Origin of the sequence: Pseudoalteromonas shioyasakiensis (genome assembly GCF_001550135.1) — a bacterium.
GTDB lineage: Bacteria > Pseudomonadota > Gammaproteobacteria > Enterobacterales > Alteromonadaceae > Pseudoalteromonas > Pseudoalteromonas shioyasakiensis.
Window position 1 is genome coordinate 32,012 of the sequence record NZ_LRUE01000006.1, and the last position, 19,276, is coordinate 51,287.

At 42.4% G+C, this 19,276-nt stretch carries 18 protein-coding genes; 12 read left to right on the top strand and 6 right to left on the bottom strand.

Annotation, left to right across the window (positions count from 1 at the left end; translation table 11 throughout):
* The first annotated feature begins 137 nt into the window (after window positions 1-137).
* The 3 genes from glyQ to PASHI_RS03485 all read left to right on the top strand — a co-directional run bounded on the left by glyQ (window position 138) and on the right by PASHI_RS03485 (window position 3,626).
* Window positions 138-1,037, top strand: a complete 900-nt coding sequence (gene glyQ, locus PASHI_RS03475) for a glycine--tRNA ligase subunit alpha (protein ID WP_054554789.1) — start codon at window positions 138-140, stop codon at window positions 1,035-1,037.
* Window positions 1,038-1,045: 8 nt separating this feature from the next.
* Window positions 1,046-3,115 (top strand): glycine--tRNA ligase subunit beta, encoded by a 2,070-nt coding sequence (glyS, locus tag PASHI_RS03480; protein ID WP_062564602.1) that lies wholly within the window; start codon window positions 1,046-1,048, stop codon window positions 3,113-3,115.
* A gap of 61 nt (window positions 3,116-3,176) precedes the next feature.
* Window positions 3,177-3,626, top strand: coding sequence for an early set domain-containing protein (locus PASHI_RS03485; protein ID WP_062564603.1), 450 nt, complete (start codon window positions 3,177-3,179; stop codon window positions 3,624-3,626).
* A 169-nt stretch (window positions 3,627-3,795) separates the two neighbouring features.
* Here PASHI_RS03485 and tusA read toward each other — a convergent pair whose 3' ends face one another.
* From tusA to fadB, 3 genes are all read right to left on the bottom strand, one after another.
* Window positions 3,796-4,035: a sulfurtransferase TusA gene (gene tusA, locus PASHI_RS03490; protein WP_055199314.1), complete on the bottom strand. Its 240-nt coding sequence runs from the start codon at window positions 4,033-4,035 to the stop codon at window positions 3,796-3,798.
* 153 nt (window positions 4,036-4,188) lie between these two features.
* Window positions 4,189-5,355: an acetyl-CoA C-acyltransferase FadA gene (gene fadA / locus PASHI_RS03495; protein ID WP_062564604.1), complete on the bottom strand. Its 1,167-nt coding sequence runs from the start codon at window positions 5,353-5,355 to the stop codon at window positions 4,189-4,191.
* Window positions 5,356-5,360: 5 nt separating this feature from the next.
* Window positions 5,361-7,520, bottom strand: coding sequence for a fatty acid oxidation complex subunit alpha FadB (gene fadB / locus PASHI_RS03500; protein ID WP_054554783.1), 2,160 nt, complete (start codon window positions 7,518-7,520; stop codon window positions 5,361-5,363).
* 195 nt (window positions 7,521-7,715) lie between these two features.
* Here fadB and PASHI_RS03505 point away from each other — a divergent pair, with 195 nt between their 5' ends.
* The 9 genes from PASHI_RS03505 to PASHI_RS03545 all read left to right on the top strand — a co-directional run bounded on the left by PASHI_RS03505 (window position 7,716) and on the right by PASHI_RS03545 (window position 15,554).
* A complete protein-coding gene (locus tag PASHI_RS03505; protein WP_054563767.1) occupies window positions 7,716-9,602 on the top strand; it encodes a transglycosylase SLT domain-containing protein in 1,887 nt (628 codons plus the stop codon).
* Window positions 9,603-9,695: 93 nt separating this feature from the next.
* The gene (gene pepQ / locus PASHI_RS03510) at window positions 9,696-11,018 is read left to right on the top strand and encodes a Xaa-Pro dipeptidase (RefSeq protein WP_062564615.1); all 1,323 of its coding nucleotides are present in this window, start codon (window positions 9,696-9,698) and stop codon (window positions 11,016-11,018) included.
* Window positions 11,019-11,075: 57 nt separating this feature from the next.
* Complete coding sequence (locus PASHI_RS03515; protein ID WP_062564605.1) at window positions 11,076-11,693, top strand: YigZ family protein; 618 nt, start codon at window positions 11,076-11,078, stop codon at window positions 11,691-11,693.
* A gap of 95 nt (window positions 11,694-11,788) precedes the next feature.
* A complete protein-coding gene (locus PASHI_RS03520; protein WP_054563770.1) occupies window positions 11,789-13,240 on the top strand; it encodes a TrkH family potassium uptake protein in 1,452 nt (483 codons plus the stop codon).
* Between the two features lie 38 nt (window positions 13,241-13,278).
* Window positions 13,279-13,935 (top strand): flagellar brake domain-containing protein, encoded by a 657-nt coding sequence (locus PASHI_RS03525; protein ID WP_055022186.1) that lies wholly within the window; start codon window positions 13,279-13,281, stop codon window positions 13,933-13,935.
* A gap of 468 nt (window positions 13,936-14,403) precedes the next feature.
* Window positions 14,404-14,613 carry an EF-hand domain-containing protein gene (locus PASHI_RS03530; RefSeq protein WP_054563772.1) on the top strand — a complete coding sequence of 70 codons (210 nt, stop codon included), beginning with the start codon at window positions 14,404-14,406 and terminating at the stop codon, window positions 14,611-14,613.
* Window positions 14,614-14,680: 67 nt separating this feature from the next.
* Entirely contained in the window at window positions 14,681-14,893 is a 213-nt protein-coding gene (locus PASHI_RS03535; protein ID WP_054554776.1) for an EF-hand domain-containing protein, read from the top strand.
* A 140-nt stretch (window positions 14,894-15,033) separates the two neighbouring features.
* A complete protein-coding gene (locus PASHI_RS03540; protein ID WP_055022185.1) occupies window positions 15,034-15,249 on the top strand; it encodes an EF-hand domain-containing protein in 216 nt (71 codons plus the stop codon).
* Window positions 15,250-15,335: 86 nt separating this feature from the next.
* Window positions 15,336-15,554, top strand: a complete 219-nt coding sequence (locus tag PASHI_RS03545; protein ID WP_054563774.1) for an EF-hand domain-containing protein — start codon at window positions 15,336-15,338, stop codon at window positions 15,552-15,554.
* Between the two features lie 82 nt (window positions 15,555-15,636).
* Here PASHI_RS03545 and trkA read toward each other — a convergent pair whose 3' ends face one another.
* Genes trkA through fmt form a run of 3 tightly spaced genes read right to left on the bottom strand, consistent with a single transcriptional unit; the run spans window position 15,637 to window position 19,258 of the window.
* Window positions 15,637-17,013: a Trk system potassium transporter TrkA gene (trkA, locus tag PASHI_RS03550; RefSeq protein WP_054563775.1), complete on the bottom strand. Its 1,377-nt coding sequence runs from the start codon at window positions 17,011-17,013 to the stop codon at window positions 15,637-15,639.
* Window positions 17,014-17,025: 12 nt separating this feature from the next.
* Window positions 17,026-18,312, bottom strand: a complete 1,287-nt coding sequence (gene rsmB, locus PASHI_RS03555) for a 16S rRNA (cytosine(967)-C(5))-methyltransferase RsmB (protein ID WP_054563776.1) — start codon at window positions 18,310-18,312, stop codon at window positions 17,026-17,028.
* Window positions 18,305-19,258, bottom strand: coding sequence for a methionyl-tRNA formyltransferase (gene fmt, locus PASHI_RS03560; RefSeq protein WP_062564606.1), 954 nt, complete (start codon window positions 19,256-19,258; stop codon window positions 18,305-18,307). Before fmt ends, rsmB begins: the two co-directional genes overlap by 8 nt.
* Window positions 19,259-19,276: the final 18 nt, after the last annotated feature.

The window sequence follows — 19,276 nt, forward strand, 5'->3', positions numbered from 1 at the left end:
AAATTAAGAATTAAAAAGGAGCCAACTGGCTCCTTTTTTTATTGCTGAAAAAGCACAAACTGCTTAAAACCTTACTGCACACAAGGTATACTGAGAGCAATTTTCAGACTAAACGCACCAGATACTATAAGCCAAATATGCAAAAATATGACGTTAAAACCTTTCAAGGTTTGATCCTGGCTTTACAGGACTATTGGGCACAGCAAGGCTGTGTGATTGCTCAACCACTCGATATGGAAGTGGGAGCAGGGACATTTCATCCGTTAACTTTCTTAAAGTCGATTGGCCCAGAGCCAATGTCGAGCGCGTATGTTCAACCATGCCGCCGTCCAACTGATGGTCGCTATGGTGAAAACCCGAACCGTTTACAGCATTACTACCAATTCCAAGTTGTATTAAAGCCATCACCAGAAAACATTCAGGAGCTCTATTTAGGCTCTTTAGCTGCTGTTGGTATTGATACACTAACTGATGAAGTTCGCTTCGTAGAAGACAACTGGGAGTCGCCTACACTAGGTGCTTGGGGTTTAGGTTGGGAGATCTGGTTAAACGGCATGGAAGTAACTCAGTTCACTTACTTCCAGCAAGTAGGTGGCTTAGAGTGCTCACCAGTAACCGGTGAAATCACTTATGGTCTTGAGCGTTTAGCTATGTATATTCAGGGCGTAGATAGTATCTATGACCTAGTATGGGCAGACGGTCCTATGGGTCGTGTGACATACGGTGATGTATTCCATCAAAACGAAGTAGAGCAGTCAGCTTATAACTTCGAACAAGCGGATGTTGAGTTCTTATTTGCACAGTTCGATCACTGTGAAAAAGAAAGCGAAAAGCTAATTGAAGCAGGCCTACCATTACCAGCTTATGAGCAAGTAATGAAAGCATCACATGCGTTTAACTTATTAGACGCTCGTCACGCTATCTCAGTAACAGAACGTCAACGTTATATCTTACGTGTTCGTGCTTTATCTAAAGCATGTGCGCAAAGTTACTATGATGCCCGTGAAGCTCTTGGTTTCCCGCTTTGTAAGGATTAAGAATTAGCATGTCAGCAGAAAATTTATTAGTAGAAATTGGCACAGAAGAGTTGCCACCGAAAGCACTTCGTAAACTTGCTGAGTCGTTTGCTGAGAACTTAGCAACTGAGCTTGCAAGCTTAGAATTAAATCACCAAGGCGTTAACTGGTACGCATCACCACGTCGTTTAGGTTTACGTGTTAGTGCACTTGAAGCAAAACAAAGTGACAAGGTTGTAGAAAAGCGTGGTCCTGCAGTTGCAGCAGCTTTTGATGCCGATGGTAATCCAACTAAAGCAGCAATGGGTTGGGCTCGTGGTTGTGGTATCGATGTAAGCGATGCACAAACACTTGAGACAGATAAAGGCGCTTGGTTATTACATAAAGCACAGGTTGAAGGTCAAGCAACTACATCGCTTATGAGTGATGCAGTAAACAAAGCTCTTGCAAAATTACCTATCCCTAAACCAATGCGTTGGGGGGCAAATAAAACACAATTTATTCGCCCTGTGCACACAGCGACTATCTTATTTGGTAGCACGCTAATTGAAGGCGAGATCCTTGGTAAGCAAGTTGGCAACCAATTACAAGGTCACCGTTTCCATCATCCAGAAAAAGTAACAATCAACCACGCTGATGATGTGTTTGATGTGCTGAAATCTGCTTACGTTGTCGCTGACTTCGAAGCGCGTAAAGCACAAATTCGCGAACAAATTGAAGCAGCAGCTAGCGCTGTAAATGCAAAAGTAGCGATGGATGAAGACTTACTTGAAGAAGTAACATCCTTGGTTGAATGGCCAGTAACGTTGACTGCAACATTCGAAGAAGCATTCTTAGATGTTCCTTCAGAAGCGCTTATCTATACCATGAAGGACGATCAAAAGTACTTCCCGTTATTAGACCAAGATGGCAACTTACTTAACAAGTTCCTATTTGTTTCTAATATCGAAAGTAAAGATCCAAGCGTGGTAATTGCTGGTAACGAAAAAGTTGTTCGTCCTCGTTTAGCTGATGCGCAGTTCTTCTACGAAACAGATAAGAAGAAAACGCTAGAGAGTCGCTTAGAGTCTCTAGATACTGTTTTATTCCAAAAGCAACTTGGTACGTTGAAAGACAAATCTGAGCGTATTAGTGAACTTGCAGGTTACATTGCTGAGCAATTAGGTGCTGATGCAGAGCTGGCTAAGCGAGCAGGTTTATTAAGTAAAACAGACTTAATGACCGAAATGGTCATGGAGTTTACCGACGTACAAGGTGTAATGGGTATGCATTACGCTCGTCACGACGGTGAAGCTGAAGAAGTTGCACTAGCGCAAAACGAACAATATATGCCTCGCTTCGCGGGTGATAACTTACCAACAAATGTGATCAGCTGTGCGGTCGCAATTGCTGATAAGTTTGATACGCTGGTGGGTATTTTTGGTATTGGTCAAGCACCAAAAGGCGACAAAGACCCATTTGCACTTCGCCGTGCAGCAATTGGTGCATTACGCATCATGGTTGAAAAATCATTACCGCTAGATATCTTAGACCTTGTTGCTAAATCACAAACGCTATTCGGTGAAAAGCTAACGAACCTAAACGTATCAACAGATGTGTTTGAGTTTATGCTAGGTCGTTTCCGCGCATGGTATCAAGATGAAGGTATCGAAGTTGATGTCATTCAAGCAGTGCTAGCACGTCGCCCAACTAAACCAGTTGATTTCGACCGTCGTGTTAAAGCGGTAAGTCACTTCCGTACATTAGACGCAGCAGAAGCGCTTGCAGCAGCAAATAAACGTGTAAGCAATATCTTGGCTAAAAATGACATCACAACACAAGGTGATGTAAATGAGAGCCTATTAAGCGATGATGCAGAGAAAGTATTAGCATCACACGTTGCTAAGTTTGCAACTGAGCTTGCACCTCTGTATGCAAATGGCGATTACCAAGAAGCATTATCACAACTTGCGGGTATCCGTGAGAGTGTTGATAACTTCTTCGATAACGTCATGGTAATGGCTGATGACGAAGCGGTTAAACAAAACCGTTTAGCATTGTTAAGCCAACTAAGCCGTCTGTTTTTAGATATTGCTGATATTTCTGTACTTCAGAAGTAAGCAGTAGCCAATTAATAAAAGCCAGCTCAGTGCTGGCTTTTTTGTAGCATAAGGAACAGTAATGAAACGTGTAATTACTTTAGCATTAGCGGGCTTATTAACAGCCTGTTCTAGCCAAATGCAAATGCCAAGCATCGACGATATTCTGCCAAGCAAAGAGCTTGACCGTACTATGTACTTACGTGGTGATTTTACCTTGTGGGATGCTGAGCCGCAGTATAAATTAGAACAAGTTGCACCAGGCATATTTCAAACCGAGGTTAAGTTTTCAACGCCTGGTAAGGTATATGAATTCAAAGTAGCAGATGCTGATTTTAGCGAAGGCTATAACTGTGGTTACAGTGATATGGACCCAGCAGGGCAATCATTGGTTCTAGGCCAAGCCGCCAATGCCGACTGTAATACCATCTACAATTATTTCAGCTTTAAACCCGCTGCAAAAGGTGTGTATGTAGTGAGCTTTGATTACCGCAATAGTAATCAACCAAAAGTGACAGTAACAAAGAAATAGCTTTAAGCTTTCAGCTGTCAGTTTTAAGCCGATCGAGTGAGCGTTTAATATTGATAAATGCTCACTTTTAATTTTAATTGATTAACTCGAAACTCGAAACTCGAAACTCGAAACTCGAAACTCGAAACTCGAAACTCGAAACTCGAAACTCGAAACTCGAAACTCGTTGTTATAACCCTTTCTTCACCAAGTATCTATACGGTGCTTCTTTTACATCTTTTGCCACGAGAGTGTGATCCATAAAAGTACAAAAGCTTGGGATATCACGGGTGGTTGATGGGTCGTCGGCGATGATCAGTAATGTTTCGCCATCTTTCATTTTACGTACTGCGCCACGCACCATCATGACAGGTTCTGGACAACGAAGGCCAAGTGCATCTAATTGGTGATCGGGATTATCAAAACTCATGGCTGACCTTTTAGGTGAAAGAGACGATTATTAAGCGGCTATTTTAACTTTCTATTGCCGCCAGTTTCAATAAGTGAAAGCAAAGCAAATAAAAAAGGCGCACTGAGCAATTCAGTGCGCCTTTTTATCACCAAGATGTTTGGTGTGAGCTCGTTATTCTACGCGCTCAAATACAGTTGCAATACCTTGGCCTAAACCAATACACATAGTTGCTAGACCGTATTTAGCGTTCTTGTCTTCCATTAGGTGAACAAGCGTTGTGCTAATACGTGAACCAGAACAACCAAGTGGGTGACCAAGTGCAATTGCACCACCATTTAGGTTAACTTTTTCATCTACCACATCCATCAGACCTAGGTCTTTTAACACTGGTAGAGATTGTGCTGCGAATGCTTCGTTAAGCTCTGCAACATCGATATCGTCAATAGTGATACCTGCTTGTTGAAGTGCTTTTTGCGATGCAGGAACAGGGCCGTAACCCATGATTGATGGATCGCAACCTGCAACAGCCATTGATTTAATACGCGCACGAATAGGTAAACCAAGTTCTTTTGCTTTCTCTTCGCTCATTACAAGCATTGCTGACGCGCCGTCAGAAAGTGCAGAAGAAGTACCTGCCGTTACGCTACCTGATGCTGGATTGAATACAGGGCGTAGTTGCGATAAGCCTTCAACAGTTGTCTCAGGACGGATTACTTCATCGTCTTCAACTAAGATTAAAGAACCATCTGCATCGTGACCTTCCATTGGCAGGATTTCACGACGGAAACGACCTTCAACAGTTGCTGCGTGTGCACGTTGGTGTGAACGGTAAGCAAATTCGTCTTGTTGCTTGCGGCTAATGCCGTGCAGCGTAGCAAGGTATTCGGCAGTTAAACCCATTACGCCAGCAGCTTGTGCTACAGACGTTGATAAACCTGGGTGAAAATCATTACCGTGAGTCATAGGTACGTGACCCATGTGCTCAACACCACCAATGATGTAGGTATCACCAGCGCCAGTCATAATAGCGCGTGCTGCATCGTGTAATGCTTGCATTGATGAACCACATAAACGGTTAACTGTGACAGCTGGTACTGAGTGAGGGATACCGGCTAGTAGTGATGCGTTACGAGCAATGTTAAAACCTTGCTCTAAAGTTTGTTGTACACAGCCCCAGTAAATATCATCAATTGATGCTGGATCAACGGCTGGGTTACGGTCTAACAAACCTTTCATTAAGTGAGCACTTAAATCTTCCGCACGCTTATTTTTGAATACGCCGTTCTTTGAACGACCCATTGGTGTGCGGATACAATCTACGATTACTGGATTATTCATGTTTCTTATCCTTCCACCTTATAGAATACACGGCCTTCTTCGGCCCACTTGCGAGTTTCATCTGATACTTGGTAAATCGCACCTAAGTGAGCGTATTTGTCTGCTGTCGCAACAAAGTTCGCTAAACCAGTTTGATCTAAGTAACGGAATGCACCGCCTCTAAATGGAGGGAAACCAATGCCGTAAATTAGCGCCATGTCAGCTTCTTGTGGAGACGCTACGATACCTTCTTGTAAACAAAGTAGTACTTCGTTGATCATAGGGATCATACAACGGTCAATGATTTCTTGTTTGTCGAAATCTTTAGGTGCATCAGTGATAGCACTTAGTAACTCTGTTGCTGTTGCATCTTTTGCTTTTTTCAGGCGACCACGACGGTCTGGCGCGTATTGGTAGAAACCAGCACCATTTTTCTGACCAAAGCGTTTTTCGTTTGCAAATACAGTAACAGGGTCTTTATCTTGGCGAGCCATACGCTCAGGGAAACCGTCAGCCATTACACCTGTACAGTGGTAAGCTGTATCGATACCTACAACATCAAGAAGATATGCAGGACCCATAGGCCAACCAAATACATTTTCCATCACTTTATCAACTTTAGTGAAGTCAGCACCTTCAACAACAAGTTTGCTGAAACCTGCAAAGTAAGGGAATAGTACGCGGTTTACAAAGAAACCAGGACAGTCGTTTACAACGATTGGTGATTTACCAAGTTTTAATGCGTAATCAACAACCGCATTAATAGTAGCTTCTGATGTTTTTTCACCACGAATGATTTCTACTAATGGCATTTTTGGCACTGGGTTAAAGAAGTGCATACCACAGAAGTTTTCTGGTTTTTCAAGTGCCGATGCTAACTCGTCAATACGAATTGTTGAGGTATTTGAAGTTAGGATAGTGCCCGCTGGTAAGTCTTTTTCAAGGCCCGCAAGAACAGCTTGCTTCACTTTAGGGTTTTCAACCACAGCTTCAACAACGATGTCTGCGCTTTGTAGGTCCGCATCGTTTAGTGTTGGTTTGATCTTGCCTAAGGTAGCAACCATCTTATCCATCGCCATATGGCCACGTTGTACTTTTTTGCCAAGTAGCTTAGATGCTTCACCCATACCTAAATCAAGTGCATCTTGGTTGATGTCTTTCATGATAATAGGTGTACCTTTATAAGCAGACTGATATGCAATACCGCCACCCATAATACCTGCGCCTAATACAGCTGCTTGTTTGATCTCAAGTTCACTGTGTTTAGCTTGCTTCTTCGCTTTACCTTTAATGTATTGGTCAGCTAAGAAAATACCTGTTTGTGCAGCAGCTTCGCTTGTTGCTGCTAATTTAGCAAAGTTAGCGTTTTCAATCGCCATTGCTTCAGCGCGTTCACAGTTTGCTGCAGCTTTGATTGTTTTTACAGCCATAACAGGTGCTGGGTAGTGACCTTTTGTCTGACCCATTACCATGCCTTCAGCCATCGCAAAGCTCATACCTTGCTCAACACGGTTCATTTTCAGTGGCTGTAATTTTACTTGTCGTTTTGCTTGCCAATCTAGCTTGCCAGCAATTGCTTGCTCAAGTGTTGCAATACTTGACTCTAAAAGTTTGTCAGCACTAACTACTGCGTCAAAAGCACCTACTTTTAAGGCATCAGCAGCGCGGTTTTCTTTACCTGTAGTGATCCATGTCATCGCATTATCAGCGCCAATAAGGCGTGGAAGGCGAACTGTACCACCAAAACCAGGCATGATGCCTAGTTTAACTTCAGGTAGGCCAATTTTAGCGTTAGAGCTAGCAACGCGGTAATCGGTAGCAAGTGCCCACTCACATCCACCGCCAAGCGCCATGCCGTTTACAGCACTTAGCGTTGGGAAAGGTAAATCTTCAATTGCATCAAAAACGTCAGTTGCATTTTTGATCCATGCAACAAGTTCTTCTTGAGGTTTAGTGAAGGTAGGTAAAAATTCGAAAATGTCGGCACCGATAATGAAATGATCTTTATCGCTGGTGAACACCATGCCTTTGATATCTGAGTTTGTTGCCAATTCTTTTAATGCTAAAGCGCAATCTTGCAAGGTTTGCTGCGAAAGTTTATTTACTGAGCCGTCTGCACAGAACTTAAACTCGGCGATGTTGTCCTTGATGAAAGCAACTTCAAATGAATCGCTTTTATATAACATTATTATTCTCCCTAGTTTATTAACTAAGACTGGTACGATGAGTTTGCATTTCAATCAGTGTGCTTGCTTTAAAATGAAAATGCAACGAAAAATTTACTGCGCTTTATCGCGATTGGTTAAAATATAGCTGGTTTGGTGCTAAGGTGTAGGAGAAGTTTTTTGTTATTAATTCTTTAATTTTTGTTAAAGGTCATCATGAAAAAACAACTCCTTGGTTGGACAGCTGCCGCATTACTTTTTCCTTTTTTTGCAGCTGAAGCCAACGATAAACATGACGCTTTTTTAAAAGCAGAAAAAAAGGCGCGTTACGGTGATTATCAAGACATGAAAGAGGCGGCAAGTGGGCTTGACCACCCTTTGAAGCCTTATGTCGAAAAGGCTTATTGGCAACGTAATCCGAGCCTTAAACACCAGACAGAAATCGAAAACTACCTCAATGTTTACCAAAACACGCCACTAGAGTGGCCTGTACGTAAGGCATGGCTTAATTACTTAAAAAAGTACAACAAAAAAGCGGCTTATATTCGTAACTATCGCGAAACAAGCAATAACGAATTGACCTGTCCTTATTTAAGTTTTCAATTGGACTTAGGTGCGCCTGAAAAAGCCATCATGAATCAAGTGACTGATTTATGGGTGGTAGGAAAATCACAACCAAAAGAGTGCGATAAGTTGTTCTCTCTTTGGAAGAAAAAAGGTTACCAGACCGAAGAGCGGGTTTGGCAGCGCATTAGCTTGGCTGCCGAAGGGGGCTCATCAAGTTTAATTCCATACTTAAAAACATTACTGCCTCGTGCTGACCAATATTTAGCTGATTTATATTTAAAGGTACGCAAAGATCCGAGTGCTTCAGCGGGCCTTTATCGCTACAAGAAAAAATCTGCTAAAGAAGGGCAGATTGCGATTTATGGAGTTAAGCGCCTAGTATGGCGAGATAAAGACCTTGCACTGCGTGCCTGGGAAAAGCTCGAAACCATGTTCGATTACACAGACGAGCAAAAAGCGGATGTTTACTACAGTTTTGCCTTGTCGCTTGCTTCAAGTGGCCACCAACAAGCGCGCTTTTGGTTAAATAAAGTGCCTAAAGACCGTCAAACTAGAAAGTTAATGCAATGGCAACTTGGCAATATGTTAGAGAGACAAGATTGGTCTGGTATTGTGGCGTTTTTTACAGGCAAAGAAAACCTGAGCCTAGGTCAACAATATTGGTTGGCATATAGCTTAAACCAACGTGGTGAAGTCGAGCGTGCTCGTGAAATCTGGCAAACAGTGGCTAAAGAGCGTGATTATTACGGCTTTTTAGCATCTGCACGCTTAGGTATTCCGGTTAGCTTAAATAATAAAGAGATAAATATTAGTAATAAGCTAAAGCTTGAAGTGGCGAATGCTCCAGGCTTTAAGCGAGCTCGTGCTTTATATGAGCTTGAGCGCTTTACATCTGCGCGTCGTGAGTGGAATTATTTAACGGGTACATCAACCAAAGAAGAAAAGCTTGCTGCGTCATTGCTTGCTGCTGAACTTGATTGGTACGACAGTACTATCTACACCTTGGCGCAGTTAAAAGAGTGGGACTATGTCGACTTACGTTTCCCATTTGCGTTCAAAGATGTATTTGCAACATATAGCAGTCGCAGCCATATTGATGTTGCTTGGAGCATTGCAATTTCACGCCGTGAAAGTTCTTTTGCGCCCGATGCGCGTTCTCATGCCAATGCCCATGGTTTAATGCAGTTGTTGCCAAGCACTGCTAAGTATATGAATAAAAGCTCTGTATCACGAAAACAGTTATACCAGCCTCGTACTAATATTCGCCTAGGTAGTGAGTATTTGCAGTATTTGAAAAAGAAAAATCATGGCAACGAAATCTTGGCAACGGCTTCTTATAATGCGGGTTATCATCGTATTAAACGCTGGATCCCAGAGCAAGCTATGCCAGCTGAGCTGTGGATTGAGTTAATTCCTTATACAGAAACACGAAACTACGTTAAGAATGTATTTGCTTACAGACAGGTTTATCACACTCGATTAGGACGCGATGGCAATGTTCTAGCGCCAATTCTTGATATGTCGATGGGTGGTTAAACTCGATTTGTCACACTATCCTCCCTCAGTTGGGGGATAGTGCTGGCTATGATAGACTGCCAACAAGTTAAATTTACTAAAGATGGGTTTACTATGGATAAATTAGCGGTGTTATACGCCGAACATATTGCAACCTTGCAACAACGCACTCGAACAATTACAGAGCGTGAAGGTTTAGAAGGATTAGTAATTCACTCAGGTCAGGCTAAACGTCAGTTTTTAGATGACATGTATTATCCGTTTAAGGTGAATCCGCAATTTAAAGCTTGGTTACCAGTGATCGACAACCCACATTGTTGGATTGTGGTTGATGGTGCATCTAAGCCGAAACTGATTTTTTATCGTCCTGTCGACTTTTGGCATAAAGTGCCTGACGAACCACGTGATTTTTGGGCTGAGTATTTTGATATTGAATTATTAGTACAGCCAGATCAGGTAGAAAAGCTACTGCCTTACGATAAAGAAAAGTTTGCCTATATCGGTGAATACCTAGAAGTAGCGCAAGCGCTGGGCTTTAGTATTATGAACCCAGAGCCAGTTATGAACTACCTTCATTTTCATCGTGCTTATAAAACGCAGTATGAGCTTGAGTGTTTACGCCAAGCTAACCGTATCGCGGTAGATGGCCACAAAGCAGCACGCGATACGTTTTTTGCTGGTGGTTCAGAGTTTGATATTCAGCAAGCTTACCTCATGGCTACCCGCCAGAGTGAAAACGAGATGCCTTACGGCAATATCGTTGCACTAAATGAGAATTGTGCAATTTTACATTACACGCATTTTGAGCCTAAAGCGCCGCAAACGCATCACTCTTTCCTTATTGACGCAGGTGCAAACTTTAATGGTTATGCTGCTGATATCACACGTACTTATGACTTTAAAAAGTCAGGTGAGTTTAGCGACTTAATTAAAGTAATGACTGAGCATCAAATCGCTTTAGGTAAAGCATTAAAGCCTGGCTTGTTATACGGTGAATTGCATTTAGATTGTCACCAGCGTGTAGCGCAAGTACTAAGCGACTTTAATATTGTGAAGTTACCAGCCGCTGAAATTGTTGAGCGTGGTATTACGTCGACGTTCTTCCCGCATGGTCTTGGTCATCATCTTGGTTTACAAGTTCACGATATGGGTGGCTTTATGGCTGATGATACAGGTGCGCACCAAGCACCACCTGAAGGTCATCCGTTCCTACGTTGCACTCGCTTAATCGAAAAGAACCAAGTATTTACTATTGAACCTGGTTTATACTTTATCGACTCGTTATTAGGTGACCTTGCGCAAACTGACAACAAACAGTTTATTAACTGGGGAAAAGTTGAAGAGTTTAAGCCATTTGGCGGTATCCGTATTGAAGATAATATTATCGTTCATGAAGATAGCCTAGAAAACATGACTCGTGATCTACACTTAGATTAACGATAAAGGTTAGTGAATATTGGGGCCAATAGGCCCCATTTTTTTAGATAAGCAATTATGTCTGAATACCAATATCCGGCTGAGCCGGTTTTTTACCAAGAAGAAATTAAAAAAAGCACGTTTATTGTGCATATTGCCCACACCCCAGATCTTGCGGCAGCAAAAGCCTTTATCAAAGAGATTCAAGATAAATACAGCGATGCTCGTCATAATTGCTGGGCACATGTTGCGGGTAATCCCGGTGGTAGTCATGTGTATGGCTTTTCTGATGATGGTGAGCCCAATGGCACAGCAGGTAAGCCAATGCTTAATGTATTAACAGGCTCTGGTATTGGTGAAATTACAGCGGTGGTAACCCGTTATTTCGGGGGCATCAAGCTTGGTACAGGTGGGCTAGTTCGCGCTTACGGCGGTAGTTTAAATAATGCCATGCGCGAGCTTAAAACCATTACCAAGGTACCGAGTGTTGAACTAGTTGGTCAAAGTGATTACAGCGTACAAGGTGCAATTGAGCAGTTATTAAAAAATCAGTATCAGGTGCTTAATATCGAAAAACAATTTGCAGAGAACATCACATGGCAAATTGAAATCGATAGCCGTCAGGCAGAGCAAGCGATTGATGATATCCATGAATTGACTCATGGCGAAGTTAGCCTAAAAGTCAGAAAAGTTTGAAATGTAAAAATAATACATTCCGTTTACTTACAATTAAGGCTGTAAGACAATAAACTGTATTAGCTAAACATTTAATAAGAAAGCGATACGCCTAGATGCAATTTCGTACCATAATAAAAATTCTCGGCCAGCTGGTGGCGCTATTTAGTATCACTATGGTGCCTCCGGCACTGGTGTCTTTGATCTACAAAGACGGTGGTGGTGTGCCATTCGTTCTCGCTTTCATTTTTAGTGTTGTAATTGGTTTAGCAGCTTATTATCCAAACCGTCATGAGCATGGTGATCTTAAAGCCCGTGAAGGCTTCTTGATTGTAGTCTTGTTCTGGTTGGTACTAGGTACCTTCGCTGCGGTGCCTTTAGTGTTCTTACAAGAGCCTAATCTTTCCTTAGCTGACTCCGTATTTGAGGCCTTTTCTGGGCTGACAACAACAGGGGCTACCGTACTTACGGGCATAGAATACCTACCTAAATCAGTCCTCTTTTATCGCCAGCAACTGCAATGGCTAGGTGGTATGGGGATCATCGTACTCGCAGTCGCGGTACTGCCTATGCTAGGGGTCGGTGGTATGCAGCTATACCGTGCAGAAACACCTGGTCCGGTTAAAGACTCAAAAATGACACCGCGTATTGCCGATACCGCAAAGCATCTTTGGTATATCTATGTATCGCTGACGATAGCTTGTACGCTTGCGTATTGGGCTGCAGGAATGGATTGGTTTGATGCAATCTGTCATGCGTTCTCTACGATTGCGATAGGCGGCTTCTCTACCTACGATGCATCAATGGGGCAGTTTGATAGCCCATTAATTAACTTTATTTGCGTAGTGTTTTTGCTGATCGCAGCCATTAACTTCTCGCTGCATTATGCGGCGGTAGCTTCACGCAATATTCGTGTTTATTTACGCGACCCTGAATTTAAAGTGTTCTTATTGATTCAATTAGCATTGGTCATTGTCTGCTTTACTGTGCTGTCATCAAATAATATTTATGCCGATGGTGATGAGACTCTCGACCAAGCTATGTTCCAAGCGGTATCAATGAGTACTACCGCGGGCTTTGCGACTGATAACTTCTCAGCATGGCCACTGTTCTTACCTATTTTACTTATTTTCTCAAGTTTTATTGGCGGCTGTGCCGGCTCTACCGGCGGTGGTATGAAGGTAGTGCGGGTGTTCTTACTTTACTTACAAGGTATTCGTGAGCTCAATCGTCTTGTGCACCCAAGAGCTATTTATTCAATTAAATTAGGCCGAAAAGCACTTCCAGATAAAGTTGTAGAAGCTGTTTGGGGCTTCTTCTCTGCGTATGCGTTAGTGTTCGTCATTATTATGTTGGCGCTGATGGGCACCGGCATGGATAACATCAGTGCATTCTCAGCAACAGCTGCTTGCTTAAATAACTTAGGCCCAGGTTTAGGTGAAGTCGCTGCTCATTACGGAGCGATTTCTGATACGGCAAAATGGCTACTTACTATTGCGATGGTATTTGGTCGTTTAGAAATATTCACCCTGTTAGTGTTGTTTACGCCAACCTTCTGGCGAGGCTAACCATAGTAAGGTGATTATCTAGAAGTGGAGGCATTACTGTGCCAAAAACTCAAAAACAACGTAATCTAGAAAAGCTAACCTGTATCCCTGCGGGTAGCTTGGTAGATGTTGAAATTACCACACCAACCGACAGTAAACGCGTAAAAACAGAATTTATTGGTTTGATGAATGATCAGTACATCATTATCAATTACCCATCAGCAAAGCGTTTAGCAAATGGTAGTGATTTCATCAAAGATGGGGTGATGGTCGTTATACGCGCGGTACTTGAAGCGGGTGGTGGGCAAGTAATTGCTTTTCGTCAGCAAATAAGCGCCTTGGCATCGCATCCTCACCGTTTAATTTTTCTCGAGTTTCCTAAGCAAGTGCAGCTTTATAGCTTACGTAGTGAAGCACGTATTCCTACGTTATTCCCTGCAAACTTAGTCATTGCAGAGCAAAAACTGGCAGGGCTTATTAAAGATATTTCACTCACAGGCGTGCAGTTTGATCTTAATAGCAAGGAGGACTTAAGCGCTTTTAAAGGGCAAAGCTGCCAAATCACACTTAGTAAACGTGAGTTTAATGGCACAGTATGTAGCGTGCGCAAAAGAGCAGGCGGTTTTATGTTCGGTGTACAGCTTGATACGAGTGAAGATGAAATGAAAGCGTTTATGAAAGAGCACTTAATTGACCTTTCTGTGTTGGATATCTAATACCAATTCGCCATTTTGCAACAAAATGGCTATTTTCCTCGATTTAAACCTATAAATATTAAAATTAATTTATAAATAAATTAAAATAACAAATTAAATCAATATGTTATTAATTAAATTAATTTCGATTTTTTTCTTCAAGTTTTGTTGTTCAGATAGAGTTTATTTTCAAATTTCTAATTTTTCTGTTTTCTAATCCGAGTTAATCGCTATTGTCTCCATTTTAATCTTGGTAACTTATTGATTTTAAAAGAAGCGTAAAACCAACCACCGAGCTTGTTGCAAAACAGCAACAAAAAAATCGCGTTATTTCCCCCTAATTCTCGATATTTTAATTTAATGCACTGATTTTATTGTTCTTTTTAACTTTGGCATCGAAGTTGAAATAGTCTTAGCGAACACAGAGAAAAACTGATTCAGGAACATATCCTTTATCACAGTTGAGACAACATTGAAGGAATAGTGATTATGAAAACGTTACACAAAACTTTAGCACTTGTAGCTCTTGCAACTTCATCAGCAGCGTTTGCCGCTGACTTTGACACACTGGATGTTAATGGCGATGGCGCTATCAGCAAAAGCGAAGCATCAGTAAGCGAAACGTTAATGAGCCAATTTAAAGAGCTTGATACAGACGGCAACGGTGAGCTGTCTAAACAAGAGTACTCAAAAGCTTAATTTCATTGTAAGGACACGCTGAAAAGGACTTCTAACTCAAGACAGCACATTTTGAAGGAATGACATTATGAACACAGTAAATAAAACACTAGCACTTATGGCACTTGTATCTTCATCTGCAGCATTTGCGATGAGTGATTTCGATACTCTAGATGTTGATGGCAATGGTGTTATCAGCCAAAGCGAAGCATCGGTAGATGCAGAGCTAATGAGCAAATTCAGTGAATTAGACACTGACGGTAACGGTGAGTTATCGAAACAAGAATTTTCAAAAGCTTAATGTGATTAAGCAAAACCAGTTTATTTAGCTGATTAGTTCTGAGCTGCCAAAGACAGCCTAAATGGATAAGGGAATCCATGACAAAGGACAACACTGGAAGTGTGATCAGCTAACACTCTTAAAATTGAAGGAATATGATTATGAAAACAGTAAACAAAACATTAGCTTTAATCGCTCTTGCATCTTCTTCAGCAGCTTTTGCAGCAACTGATTTTGACACCTTAGACGTAGACGGTAACGGCGTGGTTAGCAAAAGTGAAGCAGCCGTTGACGCAAAAATTATGTCGCAGTTTAAAACATTAGACGTGAATGGCGACGGCGTTCTTACAGAAGCTGAGTTCTCTGAAGCCGAATAACTGAATTAATACGTAGTTATACCAATTTCCACTAAACAGGGATCTCAGAAACGGATTTCACTCTTTTCAAATTTAAGGTAGTTATTATGAAACAGTTAAGCACAACAATCGCAATTTTAGCACTAGCAACGTCATCAGCAGCCTTTGCACAAGGCGTAAGCTTTTCAACATTCGATACTGACGGTGATGGTGTGATCAGCAAAGAGGAAGCGTCTGCAAATATGCAGCTTGAAAAGTTATTTCCAGAGCTAGATAGTGATGGTAATGGCGAACTTTCAAAAGAAGAGTTCGCTCAAATTCAATAGAATCTTTTAGAAAAGTTAGGTACTTTCACTTCAAGAGTCGTAAAGCAGCTGTCATGGCTGCTTTTTTCGTTTATAAGCTTTTTTACAAGAAGATAGCACTTACTTGGAACAGCTTTTCAACAACTGTAATGTGCTTTTTATCAATCAAGAACATGATTACATGGTCGCCCGACTGAATAACCGTATCGTCATGGGCAATCAGTACATCATCGTTACGCACAATTGCACCAATGGTTGTTCCAGCAGGTAGTTTGATATCAGCAATTGCTCGGCCAACAACTTTAGAAGTATGCTCATCACCATGAGCGACAGCCTCAATGGCTTCTGCTGCGCCCTTACGTAACGAATAAACATTAACAATGTCACCACGGCGAACGTGTGTTAACAGCGCCGAGATAGTGGCTTGCTGAGGTGAAATAGCAATATCAATCTCACCACCTTGAACTAGGTCTACATAAGCGCCACGCTGAATAAGCACCATGGTTTTTTGTGCGCCCATACGCTTTGCCAGCATCGCAGACATAATGTTTGCTTCATCGTCGTTAGTAACCGCGATGAACACATCCACTTGTTCAATATGTTCTTCAGATAACAGTTCTTGATCAGAAGCATCGCCACAAAATACCACGGTGTTATCAAGCATTTCAGAGAGCTGTGCTGCGCGCTCTTTATTGCGCTCAAGCAGCTTCACACTGTGGTTTTTCTCAAGTGAACGCGCAAGGCCCGCACCGATATTACCACCACCAGCAATCATGATCTTTTTGTATGAACGTTCGAGCTTTTGCAGCTCATTCATAACTGCTCGAATATGCTTTGTTGCAGCGATAAAGAACACTTCATCGTCCGCTTCGATAACCGTTGTGCCAAGCGGTTTAATCGCTTTACCTTGACGATAAATAGCCGCTACCCGGGTTTCGACATTCGGGATGTGCTCTTTCAAGGCTGAAAGTGCATAACCCACCAGCAAACCACCGTAATAGGCTTTCACCGCAACTAGCGATAACATGCCATCGGCAAATTGTAATACCTGTAAAGCACCCGGATAGTCGATTAAGCGACGAATATACTTAGTTACCAGCGCTTCTGGAGCAATGTAGTGGTCAACAGGTAAGTCGTCGTTATGAAATAGCTTTTCACGGTACTTTAAGTATTGCTCTGAGCGAATACGGGCAATTTTGGTTGGCGTGTTAAAAATACTATAAGCAACCTGGCAAGCAACCATGTTCACTTCATCTGAACTGGTTACGGCAATAATCATATCGGCGTCTTCTGCGCCTGCGCGACGCAATACATCGGGATGCGCACTGTGGCCAGTAACACCTTGTAAGTCGTACTTATCTTGTAGCTCACGCAAACGGTTACCGTCGATATCGACAACGGTGATCTCATTTTGCTCACCTACGAGGTTTTCTGCCAGTGTGCCACCAACTTGTCCGGCACCGAGTATGATTATTTTCATAGCTTGTTCTTATTAGTGTTTTTTAACTAGCTTTGCATAATAGAAACCGTCACTTTCACCAGGCAATAATTGCAGGCCAGGTAAAGTAGGGGTGTCGTTTTCATGCAAAGGTATGTGTTCAGCACTTGGATTATTGGCAAGGAACTTAGCAACTTGTTGTTGGTTCTCTTGCGGTAATACAGAGCAGGTCGCATAAACTAACGTACCACCAGGCTTAAGTAGAGGCCAGATGCTATTTAAGATATCGCCTTGTAAATTAGCCAGATCTTCAATATCAGATGCACGACGTAACCATTTAATATCAGGGTGACGACGGATCACGCCAGTTGCTGAACAAGGCACATCAAGCAAAATACGGTCAAATTGCTGCTCATCCCACCAGATGTGAGGTTGTGAAGCATCGGCACATTGTAAATCGGCAGCTAAACCAATACGCACTAAGTTTTGCTTAACACGTTCTAGGCGCTCGCTGTCGCTATCAAGTGCTAATACGTCGGCATCAGCAAGCTCTAGGATATGACACGTTTTACCACCTGGCGCTGCACACGCATCTAAAATGACATCATCATTTTGAGGATCTAAAAAGCGTGCTGCTAATTGTGCCGCTGCATCTTGAACTGAGCAGGCACCGGTATCAAATTCTGGCAGTGCGTATACATCACACGGTTTAGCTAGTTTAATACCATCAGGAAAATCAGCATTAAGGGTATGCTCAATATCATTTGCTTTAAGCATCTCGCTGTATTCTTGGGTGCTATATTGCGCTTGGTTTACACGTAACCACATAGGTGCTTGCAGCTGATTCGCTTCAAGGATTTCTTGCCAGTTATCAGGGTAAGCTGCGGTTACTTGTTTGATAAACCAACCTGGGTGGTTAAATTTGCAAACAGGAATTTGCTTTGCTTTTTCTTCAAGCTCAACTTGTTCACGTTGGAAACTGCGTAAAATAGCGTTAATCAGGCCTTTTAAACCCAGTGCGCGCATTTGCTGAAGCGCATTAACCGTTTCGCTGATGGCTGCATGAGGCGGTACACGCATGTGTTGAAGTTGGTAAATACCCACATACAACAAGAACTGGAAAATACGGCGCTTACCTTTAAGTGGTTGATCTAAAAGTTGCTGACAATAATTTTCTAGGCTAGGTAAATAGCGCAGCACACCGTAGCAAATTTGTTGTAGTAGGGCTTTATCTTTCGGCGATAATCCTTGGCTTGCAAAAGGTAGTTCTTGATTTAGTGATGCACCTTTATCGACCACGTTATAGAGGGTTTCAGCAGCAAGTGCTCTTACATTACTCATTGCTTTGACCTAATACTGAGCCAGGTTCAACCCAATCACTGCGACCATTTAAAAAGTCAGTAACAGCCATTGGTTTTTTACCTTGTGGTTGAAGAAGGGTGATTTTAAGTGCATCTTGCCCACAGCCAACGGTAATACCTTGCTTATCAGCAGCAATGATTTTACCGGCTTGTGCAGTTTGCGATACAACTTCGGCTTGCCAAATTTTTACCGTTTGTCCTGCCATTTCAGTAAAGCAAACAGGCCATGGATTAAAGGCACGGATATTACGCTCAATTTGCGCAGCATCCATTGACCAATCAATATTGGCTTCGTCTTTTGATAGCTTCTTGGCGTAATTTGCTTGTGCGTCATCTTGCTTTTCTGGGGTGATTTCACCTGCAGCAAGACGATTGATTGTACTGATCAGTGCATCAGGACCAAGTGCAGCTAATTTATCGTATAAAGAGCTACTGGTTTCTGTGCTATCAATCGGGCAACGGCTGATATGCAGCATATCGCCGGTATCTAAGCCTTCATCCATTTGCATTATTGTTACACCGGTTTCATTGTCACCAGCCCAAATAGCACGTTGGATCGGTGAAGCACCACGCCAGCGCGGTAAAATAGAGCCATGCACGTTTAAGCAGCCTAAGCGCGGTGCATCTAAAATCGCTTTTGGTAACAGTAAGCCGTACGCCACCACAATCATAATATCGGCGTTCAGGCTGGTAAGCTCTGCAAGTGCTTCATCTGATTTTAGTGATTGCGGTTGAAATACAGGTAAATCATGAGCAAGTGCCAGTTCTTTAACTTCACTGGCTTTTAGCTTTTTACCTCGGCCCGCTGGTCGATCCGGTTGGCTATATACACCAACAACTTCGTGCTCTGAGTCAATCAGTGCTTGTAAATGGCGCGCAGCGAAATCCGGCGTACCAGCAAAAATAATGCGTAATGGTTGTGTCACAGATATTCCTATTGATTA

Bases quoted from the DNA above. Each gene is read 5' to 3' on its own strand.
- trkA (WP_054563775.1), bottom strand. From the start codon at position 17,013: ATGAAAATAATCATACTCGGTGCCGGACAAGTTGGTGGCACACTGGCA.
- pepQ (WP_062564615.1), top strand. From the start codon at position 9,696: ATGGATAAATTAGCGGTGTTATACGCCGAACATATTGCAACCTTGCAA.
- fadB (WP_054554783.1), bottom strand. From the start codon at position 7,520: ATGTTATATAAAAGCGATTCATTTGAAGTTGCTTTCATCAAGGACAAC.
- PASHI_RS03545 (WP_054563774.1), top strand. From the start codon at position 15,336: ATGAAACAGTTAAGCACAACAATCGCAATTTTAGCACTAGCAACGTCA.
- PASHI_RS03540 (WP_055022185.1), top strand. From the start codon at position 15,034: ATGAAAACAGTAAACAAAACATTAGCTTTAATCGCTCTTGCATCTTCT.
- rsmB (WP_054563776.1), bottom strand. From the start codon at position 18,312: ATGAGTAATGTAAGAGCACTTGCTGCTGAAACCCTCTATAACGTGGTC.
- PASHI_RS03520 (WP_054563770.1), top strand. From the start codon at position 11,789: ATGCAATTTCGTACCATAATAAAAATTCTCGGCCAGCTGGTGGCGCTA.
- fadA (WP_062564604.1), bottom strand. From the start codon at position 5,355: ATGAATAATCCAGTAATCGTAGATTGTATCCGCACACCAATGGGTCGT.
- PASHI_RS03515 (WP_062564605.1), top strand. From the start codon at position 11,076: ATGTCTGAATACCAATATCCGGCTGAGCCGGTTTTTTACCAAGAAGAA.
- PASHI_RS03530 (WP_054563772.1), top strand. From the start codon at position 14,404: ATGAAAACGTTACACAAAACTTTAGCACTTGTAGCTCTTGCAACTTCA.
- glyQ (WP_054554789.1), top strand. From the start codon at position 138: ATGCAAAAATATGACGTTAAAACCTTTCAAGGTTTGATCCTGGCTTTA.
- PASHI_RS03485 (WP_062564603.1), top strand. From the start codon at position 3,177: ATGAAACGTGTAATTACTTTAGCATTAGCGGGCTTATTAACAGCCTGT.
- glyS (WP_062564602.1), top strand. From the start codon at position 1,046: ATGTCAGCAGAAAATTTATTAGTAGAAATTGGCACAGAAGAGTTGCCA.
- tusA (WP_055199314.1), bottom strand. From the start codon at position 4,035: ATGAGTTTTGATAATCCCGATCACCAATTAGATGCACTTGGCCTTCGT.
- PASHI_RS03535 (WP_054554776.1), top strand. From the start codon at position 14,681: ATGAACACAGTAAATAAAACACTAGCACTTATGGCACTTGTATCTTCA.
- PASHI_RS03505 (WP_054563767.1), top strand. From the start codon at position 7,716: ATGAAAAAACAACTCCTTGGTTGGACAGCTGCCGCATTACTTTTTCCT.